This is a genomic window from Candidatus Methylomirabilota bacterium (assembly GCA_035764725.1).
In the GTDB taxonomy this organism is placed as follows: Bacteria; Methylomirabilota; Methylomirabilia; order Rokubacteriales; family CSP1-6; genus DASRWT01.
This window is the reverse complement of the sequence record DASTYT010000120.1, coordinates 40,357-48,818: the sequence shown is the minus strand read 5'-3', so window position 1 is coordinate 48,818 and position 8,462 is coordinate 40,357. Positions and strand designations below refer to the sequence as shown.

Sequence of the window (8,462 nt, the reverse complement as noted above, 5' to 3'; positions counted from 1 at the left end):
CTTCCGCGCGACCTCGGCGGCGGCGCGGAGGTCCGAGAGCCGGCCGTTGGTGCACGACCCGACGAACGCCACGTCGATCTTCGCGCCCTTGATCGTCTGCCCCGCCGAGAAGCCCATGTGGGCGAGCGCCTCCCGGAACGTCGGGCGGTCCGCCTCGGGCGCCGCGTCCGGCGCCGGGATGCGCTGGCTCACGCCGATCGACATGCCGGGGTTGATGCCCCACGTGACGACCGGCTCGATGGACGCACCGTCGATCGTCTTCACGTCGTCGAACGACGCGCCGGGTTCGGTCGCGACGCTCTTCCACCACGTGACGGCCCGGTCGAACGCCGTGCCCTGCGGCGCGTAGGGCTTGCCGCGGAGGTAGTCGATGGTGGTCTGGTCGGGGTTGACGTAGCCGAAGCGCGCGCCGCCCTCGATGGACATGTTGCAGACGGTCAGGCGCTCCTCCATCGTCATGCGGTCGATCACGGGCCCCGCGTACTCGTAAGCGAAGCCCACGCCACCCTTCACGCCGAGCTGATTGATGATGGCGAGGATCACGTCCTTGGCGTAGACGCCCTTGGCGAGGGCGCCCTCCACGCGCACCTGGCGGAGCTTGGGCTTGGCCATGCTGAGGCACTGCGTGGCGAGCACGTCGCGCACCTGCGTGGTCCCGATCCCGAAGGCGATGGCGCCGACGGCGCCGTGCGTGGACGTGTGGCTGTCGCCGCACGCGATGGTCATGCCGGGCTGGGTGAGGCCCTGCTCGGGCCCGATCACGTGCACGATGCCCTGCTTGCCCGTGGCCATGTCGAAGAGGTTCAGGTTGAAGTCCTTCATGTTCTTGTACATGTGCGCGGCCATGTCCTCCGCCATGGGATCGGCGTAGGGCCGCGCCTGGTCCGTCGTCGGGATGATGTGGTCGAGCGTGCCGAAGGTGCGCTCGGGCATGCGCACCTTGAGCTTGAGCTCCTTCAGCATCTGGAAGGCCTGCGGCGTCGTCACCTCGTGGATGAGGTGGAGACCGATCAGGAGCTGGGTCTGGCCGGACGGCAGCGTCCGCACCGTGTGCGCTTCCCACACCTTGTCGAGCAGCGTGCGTGCCATGTGGCGCCTCCTCCTTCGGGGGAGGCCATGGTGCCCCAGCCATACCGTGTAGTCCAGTGAAAGGTTCTTCGTGGAATGATAAGCTCCGATTAACAGTCAATGATTGACGCCGCCCTCTTCCCCGCGCTGGAGACCCTGCTCGCGGTCGTGCGCACCGGCTCGGTGGCGGCCGCGGCCCGCCAGCGCCACATCACCTCCTCGGCGGTGAGCCAGCAGATCCGGCGGCTCGAGGCCCACTTCGGCGTGAAGCTCTTCGAGCGCGCGGGGCGCGGCGTGCGCCTCTCCGCCGCGGGGGAAGCGGCGGTGCCCGTGCTCCGCGCCCTGTGGGCGGAAGCGGAAGCGGCCTTCGGCCAGCTCGCGGGGCTCGCCGGGCGCTCGGCGGTGACCATCCGGATGGCGGTCAGCGACTATCTCGGCAAGGGGCTCCTCGCGCCCGTGCTCCGCGATCTCCTCGACGAGGACCCACCCATGCGCTTCGAGATCGTCACCACGCACTCGCGCGCGGGCGTGCGGCTCGTGGCCGCGGGCGACGTGGACCTCGCGGTGGTGACGGGGCAGGAGGTGCCGCGCGGGCTCGAGGACCGGCATCTCTTCGACCAGCCGTTCGTGTGGGTGGGGCCCCGGCGGGGCCGGCGCGACCGCGCGCCGCTGACCGAGCGGCTCGCGCGCGAGCCCGTGCTACGTCTGGCCGCGGAGAGCCGCGGGCGGGCCCTGCTGGACCAGTATCTCGCGGACCACCGCCTCCGGCCCGTCTCGACCATCGACGTGCCGAGCGTGTCGCTGCTCCTCTCGTACGTCTCCGGCGGGCTCGGCATCGGGCTCGTGCCCGCGCTGGCGCTGGCGGAAGCGCCGGCCGGCCGCGTGGTGACCGAGCCCGCGCGCGTGCCTGCCCTGCCGGTGTTGCTGGTGTGGCGCGCGGCGGCGCGCCGGCCGCCGGCGCTGGCCCGCCTGGCCGATCTCCTTGCCGCCGCGGGCAAGCGCGCCGGTGCTAGAATCCGCGGTGCCAAGGAGGCCTGACATGAGAATCCGACCCAATCGCGTGAAGGAGCGGCTGGCCGCCGGCCAGGTGGCCACCATCGTCGCCGGCACCAACGAGCCCGACCTGATCGATCAGCTCGGCACGCTGGACGTGGACGGCATCTGGCTGGAAGGCGAGCACGGGGGCGTGGACTTCGCCGATCTCGGCAACCTCACCCGCGCCTGCGATATCTGGGGCAAGACCTCGGTGGTGCGCGTGCAGGACAACGACTACGCCACCATCTATCGCACGCTGGACCGCGGCGCCCAGGCGATCGTCGTCCCGCACGTGAACAACCGGCGGGAAGCGGAAGCCGTCGTGGAGGCGGCCAAGTTCGCGCCGGTGGGGAAGCGCGGCATGTTCACGAGCCGTCAGGGCTTCGGCGTGGAGGACTATCTCAAGACCGCCAACGACCAGAGCGCGCTCATGATCCTGATCGAGGACATCGCCGCGGTGAAGGCCCTCGACGAGATCGTCAAGGTCGAGCACATCGACGTGTTCTTCGTGGCGCCCGGCGACCTCGCCGCCTCCATGGGCCACATCGGCCAGATGACGCATCCCGACGTGCAGAAGGCGATCGACGACGCCATCGGCACCATCGTCAGGGCCGGCCGCGTCGCGGGCACGCTGGTGAACCTGGGCAACGTCGAGCGCTACACCAAGCTCGGCGTGCGCGCGGTGATGACGCCGTTCTTCCCCTGGATTCAGGCCGGGCTCAAGGACCTGGCGGAGCGCGCGGCAAAGGGGGCCAAGGGGTAACGCTCCATGCGCCGGGCGCGCCTGGCCGCGCTGCTCGCGACGGGTCTCGCCCTGCTCGCCCTCTCCCTCGTCGCCCCTCCGGCCGGCGCGCAAGGCGCGCGTGTCTATCGCATCGGAGTGGTGGAGCAGGGCGGCCCGTACTCGGAGGCGATCGAGGGGCTGCGCGAGGGGCTCCGTGAAGGCGGGCTCGAGGAGGGGAAGCACTACGCCCTCAAGGTGACCGACGCCAAGGGAGTCATCACGGTGGTGGAGGCCGCCGCGCGCCAGCTCGAGGCCGACAAGGTCGACCTGATCTTCGCCGTGTCCTCCTCCACCGCGCTGGCCGTCAAGAAAGCCACGAGCCGCGTGCCCATCGTCTTCTACGCGGGCACGGATCCGGTCGAGTCCGGTCTCGTGGCGAGCTTCCGGAAACCCGGCGGGCGGCTGACCGGGGTCTTTGGCCGACAGGCCGACGTCACCGCGAAGCGACTGGAGCTGCTCAAGGCGATCATGCCGAAGCTCGCGCGCGTCTTCACCCCGTACAATCCAGGCAATTCGATCGCCGTGAAGGCCTTCGCCTCCGCGCAGGAGGCGGCCCAGCAGCTCAAGGTGCAGCTGATCGAGCGTCGTGTCGCCACGCCGGACGAGCTGCGTACGGCGGTGCGTGCGATCAAGCCGGGTGAGGTCGAGGCGCTGTTCTATGTGCCGGACGCGATGGTGACGAGCCAGGTCGACATGATCATCGAGACCGCACGGGAAAAGCGATTCGCCACGATGTTCACGGACACGTCGACCGTCGCCCGGGGGGCGCTCGCCAGCTACGGCATCAGCTTTCGCGCGGTCGGCAAGCTCGCGGCCAAGCATGTCCAGCGGGTGCTCAAGGGCACTGTGCCCGGCGACATTCCGGTGGAGCAGATGGATCGCTTGCATTTCGCCATCAATCTCAAAACCGCCAAGGAGATCGGCCTAACGGTTCCCCATCCGGTGCTCATGCGGGCGGACCAGGTGGTCCAGTGACGGCCCGGCAGCCGCTGAGCGCCGCGCTGGGTCTCAAGCGCGACGAGGCCGTGGGCATCGTGGGCGGCGGGGGGAAGAGCGCCGCGATGTTCCGACTGGCGCGCGAGGTGACGGAGGGCGGCGGGCGCGCGATTACGACGACGACCACGCACATCTTCGCCTCGCAACTCGCCCTGGCGCCCGCGCATCTTCTCGACGCGGAGGTCACGCGCCGGCGCCTGCAGGCCGCGCTGGACGAGCATCGCCACGTCCTCATCACCGGTCCCACGAACCCCGAGACGAAGCGCACCGCCGGCATCTCTCGTGGGCGCTTCCACGAGCTGCGCGCCTGGTGCCCCGACGCCTGCCTCCTCACCGAGGCCGACGGCTCGCGCATGCATCCGTTCAAGGCCCCGGCCGAGCACGAGCCGGTGATTCCCGTCGAGACCACCCTGGTGCTGCTGGTGGTCGGGGCCGACGTCCTGGGCGCGCCGCTGGATGCCGAGCACGTGCACCGGCCGGAGCGCGTGAGCCTGCTCAGCGGGGCGCGCCCCGGGGCGACGGTGACGCCGGAGGTCGTGGCGCGCGTGCTCGCGCACCCGGACGGCGGCCGCAAGGGCGTGCCCCCCGCCGCGCGGCTCATCGTCGTCGTCAACAAGGTGGAGACCCTCGACGACCGCGCGCCGGCCCGCGATACCGCCGAGCGGCTGCTGCGCGAGCCCGCCATCGAAGCCGTGCTTCTGACGACTTTACGGGAAGAGCAGCCTGTCCTGGAGGTCTTCGCTCGATGACTGCAACCCTGACCGGGAGGCCCCGATGCTGCCCATCACGCTGACGTGCGGCGACTACGCGCGGATCATGCCCCTCGCCACCGGCGAGGTGAAGCCCGAGGGGATCGCGCTGACCATGGTGCTGGGAAGCCGGGGCTCGTGGCCCGCGCGCGCGGACATGATCAGCCGCGCGGTGTCGGACCCGGCAGTGCAGGGCGGCGAGTGGTCGATGGCGCAATACCTCTACCGGATCGACAAGGGCGACCATCGCTTCGTGGGCCTGCCCGTGTTCCCCCTGCGGAACTTCACCGCGCGCGATCTCTACGTGCGGCAGGGCGGCCCGGTGCGCCGCCCCGAGGATCTGCAGGGCAAGCGCATCGGCATGTACAGCTGGAGCGCCAGCGGCTCGCTCTGGTACCGGCACTTTCTCCGCTATGTCGGGATCGACCCCGCCAAGGTCGAGTGGTGGGTGGGGGACATCGACACGCCGTGGTCGGCCCAGCCCATGGATGCGGCCGGGCTGCCCGCGGGCCTCCGCACGCCGCCGGCCGGACGCTCGCTGTCCGATCTCCTGATCGCCGGCGAGCTCGAGGCGATCTACAGCCCGCCGCGCCCGGCGCGCTTCCACCCCACACGGGGGCCCATCGTCCGGCTCTTTCCCGACTTCCGCGCGATCGAGAGCGAGTACTACACCAAGACCGGCGCCTTCCCGCCTCAGCACCTGATCATCCTGCGGCGCGAGGCCTGGGACGCCAATCGCTGGATCGCCAAGAGCCTCACCGACGCCTTCATCGCCGCGAATGACAGCTTCACCGCGTCGCAGCGCGGCTTCCCCTACGCCACGCCGTGGACGGAGGCCGAGCTCGAGCACACCGACGCGGTGATGGGCGAGGACTTCCACCCGCACGGCTACGAGAAGAACCGGAAGCAGATCGAGATGTTCGCCGAAGAGGCCTTCAAGCTCGGGCTGACCAGCCGGCTCATCACGCCGGAAGAGTACTTCGCGGACTTTCTCAAGGGGGCATGAGCCCATGGCGGTGATCTTGGGGACGGGCGTCCACCGCTACGAGGTCGTCTCCGACTGGGCGAAGCTGCCGCCCGGGTACGAGTTCAACGCCGACGTGGCCGCCGTGGGCATCGACGCGCAGGATCGCGTCTACTGCTTCAATCGTGGCGCGCATCCCATGATGGTGCTGGACCGCGACGGCAACTTCCTTCGCTCCTGGGGCGAGGGCGTGTTCAGGCGGGCGCACGGCGTGCATATGGCGCCGGACGACACGCTCTGGCTCACCGACGACGGGGACCACACCGTGCGCCACTGCACTCTCGACGGCAAGGTACTGCTGACCCTCGGCGTGCCCGGCAAGCCGGCGGCCTACCTGAGCGGCGAGCCGTTTCACCGTTGCACGCACACAGCGCTCTCGCCGAAGGGCGAGCTCTACGTCTCCGACGGCTACGGGAACGCGCGCGTGCACAAGTATTCCCCGGACGGCAAGCTGCTGCGGTCGTGGGGCGAAGCCGGCACCGATCCCGGCCAGTTCAACATTCCTCACAACATCGCCTGCGATGCCGACGGCTGGGTGTACGTGGCCGATCGGGAGAACCACCGCGTGCAGGTGTTCGACGGCAACGGACGCTTCGAGACGCAGTGGGTGAACATGCACCGGCCCTCGGGCCTTCATCTCGCACGCGGCGGCGAGCCGCGCTTCTACGTGGGCGAGATCGGCGGCGGCGTGGCGGTGAACCAGGATATGCCCAACATCGGCCCACGCGTCAGCATCTACACCGCCAAGGGCGAGCTGCTGGCGCGCCTCGGCCAGCGCCCCGCCGGGCTCGAGCCGGGGCAGTTCATTTCGCCGCACGGCCTCGCGGTGGACTCGCGCGGCGACATCTACGTGGGCGAGGTCTCGTACACCAACTGGGGCCGGCGCGGCCCGATCCCGCCCGGCCTGCGGTCGCTGCAGAAGCTCGTCAAGGTACACTGAAGGCCAGGAGGCCCGACATGACCCAGCCCGTGACGATGAGGATCTTCTCCGACTACGTCTGACCCTGGTGCTATCTCAGTACCGTGCGTATTGAGAAGCTCAAGAAGGAGCATGGCGTGAAGGTCGAGTGGGTGCATTTCCCCCTGCATCCCGAGACGCCGCCGGAAGGCCAGTCGCTGGAGGAGCTGTTCAAGGGACGCGGCGTCGACCGCAAGGCCATGCACGCGCAGATGAAGGTCCGCATGGACGCCGAAGGCCTGCCCTACGGCGAGCGCACGATGACCTACAACAGCCGGCTCGCCCAGGAGCTGGGCAAGTGGGCGGACACCCAGCCCGGCGGCGGCGACGCGTTCCACGACGCCATGTTCCGCGCCTACTTCGTGGACGCGCGCGACATCTCCAGCCCCGAGGTGCTCCTCGACATCGTGGGCAAGGTCGGCCTCTCGGTGGAGAAGGCGCGGGAGGTCCTGGAGCAGCGCACGTTCAAGGCGGCGGTCGACGAGGACTGGACGCTCTCACGCCAGTTCGGCGTCACCGGCGTGCCCACCTTCGTCGTGGGCCGCTACGGCGTGGTCGGCGCCCATCCCTACGAGACGCTGGAGCAGCTCGTGGAGAAGGGCGCTCGCGACGAGGACGGCGAGGACGACGCGGAGGACGAGGAAAAGTAGCCGGGGGCGCCGCTACGCCTGCTCGGGCGGGCGTCGCGGCAGCCCGAGCGAGATCAGGATGCCCAGGACATTGCCGACCGCCGCGATCACCATCGCGGTGCCGTAACCCTGGGTCAGGTCGTAGAGCCGGCCCGCGACGATCGGCAGCACGATAGCCGCGGCGGACCACGCGATGTAGAGGCGGCTCGCGATGCGGCCGTAGAACGCGCGCGGCCAGTAGACGGCGATGCCGCCGGCGGTGATGCCGGAGATGAGCCCGTAGCCGAGCCCCACCAGCGTCAGCGCGAGCACCGCCACGCCGGGCCCGGGCCAGGCGATGAGCACGAGGGCGCCCGCGAGGGAGACTGCGTGGGCGCCCGCCGCCACCGTCGGGATGGCGAGCGCGTCCACCATCCAGCCCCCGCTGATGCGCGCGGCGGCGACCACGGCGGTGATCAGCGTGGTGCCGTAGACCGCCAGCATCGCGGCGCCGCCATAGGCCGCGATCATCCCTGCGCCCTGGCTCAGGACCATGAGCCCCGCGGAGGCGGCGAGGAAGAACACCAGCCAGAGCCGCCAGAAGACGCCGGTGCGGCGCTCGGCGACGGTCATGCGCACGCGCGTGGTGGCCGATGCCAGCGACACGCCCGAGCGCCAGGTGAGCCACGCGCTCAGGAGGCCCAGCGCCGCGAGGATCGCGGCGAACCAGCCGAGAGCCGCGCGGACGCCGATCGCGGGAATGGCCCACCCGAAGACGGGCGCGCTGAGCATGGCCCCCAGGGGTAGCAGGCTCACGAGATAGCCGTTGACGAGGCCGTGACGGGACTTCACCGCGAGGTTCACGATCTGCTGGAGGAGCACGTACGCGGCGCCGACGCCGGCGCCGAAGAGCGCCCCGTAGCCGAAGGCGAGCTGGCGCAGGCCGGTCGCGCTGGCGGCGACCGCGACGCCGCCGGCGCCCAGCGCCGCGCAGGCGAGCACCAGCACCGGCGCAGAGGCGCGCCCGAAGGTGAAGGGCGTCACGTTCATCCCGACGGCGAACACGCTGGCCGCCACCGCAAAGACGAAGGCGAGGTCCGCGCGGGAGAGCCCGAGCAGCGACTCCAGCGGCTTGAGGAGGACGCTGTAAGCGTAGATCGAGCCCAGCGGCGCGTTGAGCGCGGTGGCGGCGGCGATGGCCCGCCACGCGCTCGTCGACGCGGAGTCCGTCACCGGGCCG

Annotated in this window: 9 protein-coding genes; 7 read left to right on the top strand and 2 right to left on the bottom strand. The window is 70.5% G+C overall.

Features of this window, described 5'->3' with window-relative positions; all coding sequences use genetic code 11:
- Nucleotides 1-1,089, bottom strand: a 1,089-nt coding sequence (locus VFX14_20015; protein HEU5191983.1) for a 3-isopropylmalate dehydratase large subunit, incomplete at its 3' end; no start/stop codon positions are given.
- A 99-nt stretch (nt 1,090-1,188) separates the two neighbouring features.
- Here VFX14_20015 and VFX14_20010 point away from each other — a divergent pair.
- From VFX14_20010 to VFX14_19980, 7 genes are read left to right on the top strand one after another with little or no spacing between them, the layout of a single operon-like run.
- Nucleotides 1,189-2,106, top strand: a complete 918-nt coding sequence (locus VFX14_20010) for a LysR family transcriptional regulator (GenBank protein HEU5191982.1) — start codon at nt 1,189-1,191, stop codon at nt 2,104-2,106.
- Between the two features lies 1 nt (nt 2,107).
- Nucleotides 2,108-2,866 (top strand): aldolase/citrate lyase family protein, encoded by a 759-nt coding sequence (locus VFX14_20005; protein ID HEU5191981.1) that lies wholly within the window; start codon nt 2,108-2,110, stop codon nt 2,864-2,866.
- Between the two features lie 6 nt (nt 2,867-2,872).
- Nucleotides 2,873-3,862: an ABC transporter substrate-binding protein gene (locus VFX14_20000; protein HEU5191980.1), complete on the top strand. Its 990-nt coding sequence runs from the start codon at nt 2,873-2,875 to the stop codon at nt 3,860-3,862.
- Nucleotides 3,859-4,632, top strand: coding sequence for a selenium cofactor biosynthesis protein YqeC (gene yqeC / locus VFX14_19995; protein HEU5191979.1), 774 nt, complete (start codon nt 3,859-3,861; stop codon nt 4,630-4,632). The genes VFX14_20000 and yqeC overlap by 4 nt, the downstream gene beginning before the upstream one ends.
- Nucleotides 4,633-4,657: 25 nt before the next feature.
- Entirely contained in the window at nt 4,658-5,638 is a 981-nt protein-coding gene (locus tag VFX14_19990) for an ABC transporter substrate-binding protein (GenBank protein HEU5191978.1), read from the top strand.
- 4 nt (nt 5,639-5,642) lie between these two features.
- The gene (locus VFX14_19985) at nt 5,643-6,596 is read left to right on the top strand and encodes a peptidyl-alpha-hydroxyglycine alpha-amidating lyase family protein (protein ID HEU5191977.1); all 954 of its coding nucleotides are present in this window, start codon (nt 5,643-5,645) and stop codon (nt 6,594-6,596) included.
- Between the two features lie 17 nt (nt 6,597-6,613).
- On the top strand, nt 6,614-7,264 hold the full coding sequence (locus tag VFX14_19980) for a DsbA family oxidoreductase (GenBank protein HEU5191976.1): 651 nt from the start codon (nt 6,614-6,616) through the stop codon (nt 7,262-7,264).
- 12 nt (nt 7,265-7,276) lie between these two features.
- Here VFX14_19980 and VFX14_19975 read toward each other — a convergent pair whose 3' ends face one another.
- A complete protein-coding gene (locus tag VFX14_19975; GenBank protein HEU5191975.1) occupies nt 7,277-8,455 on the bottom strand; it encodes a hypothetical protein in 1,179 nt (392 codons plus the stop codon).
- Nucleotides 8,456-8,462 lie beyond the last annotated feature (7 nt).

What these genes read in the sequence shown, in the direction of transcription:
- VFX14_20005 (HEU5191981.1), top strand. Translation starts at nt 2,108, where the DNA reads ATGAGAATCCGACCCAATCGCGTGAAGGAGCGGCTGGCCGCCGGCCAG.
- VFX14_19985 (HEU5191977.1), top strand. Translation starts at nt 5,643, where the DNA reads ATGGCGGTGATCTTGGGGACGGGCGTCCACCGCTACGAGGTCGTCTCC.
- VFX14_20000 (HEU5191980.1), top strand. Translation starts at nt 2,873, where the DNA reads ATGCGCCGGGCGCGCCTGGCCGCGCTGCTCGCGACGGGTCTCGCCCTG.
- VFX14_19990 (HEU5191978.1), top strand. Translation starts at nt 4,658, where the DNA reads ATGCTGCCCATCACGCTGACGTGCGGCGACTACGCGCGGATCATGCCC.
- VFX14_20010 (HEU5191982.1), top strand. Translation starts at nt 1,189, where the DNA reads ATGATTGACGCCGCCCTCTTCCCCGCGCTGGAGACCCTGCTCGCGGTC.